Raw genomic sequence first — 315 nt, forward strand, 5'->3', positions numbered from 1 at the left:
GGCGAATCAGAAGGTGATCAATGATTTTGTGACGGCTATTGGTCAGTTGCCGGGTGTTCCGGCTGCGGTGTTGTCGTACTTGGCGGGTATTCCGTCGCAGACATTGCCGACGATTCCGTCGATTCCGGGGTTGACCAGTGCGGCGGCTTCGCCGACGGTGAAGACTGCGGCGCTGTCGGCTCCGACCGCTGCGGCTGCTGCGCCGGCGCCGAGTTTGTTTACGGCGATTCAGCCGGTGTTCACGGTGTTGGGTGGAGCGTTGACGCTGCCCTTCAACGTTCCGTTCTGGTACGCGACAGGGCAGTTGAATGCGGC

Annotated in this window: 1 protein-coding gene; it reads left to right on the forward strand. The window is 61.6% G+C overall.

The window, feature by feature from the left end:
- Window positions 1-28: 28 nt before the first annotated feature.
- The coding region (locus AC5Y5C_RS24875) for a hypothetical protein (protein WP_499977341.1) at window positions 29-315 on the forward strand (287 nt) is incomplete at its 3' end.

The sequence above is a fragment of the Mycobacterium sp. NGS15 genome, from assembly GCF_059813245.1.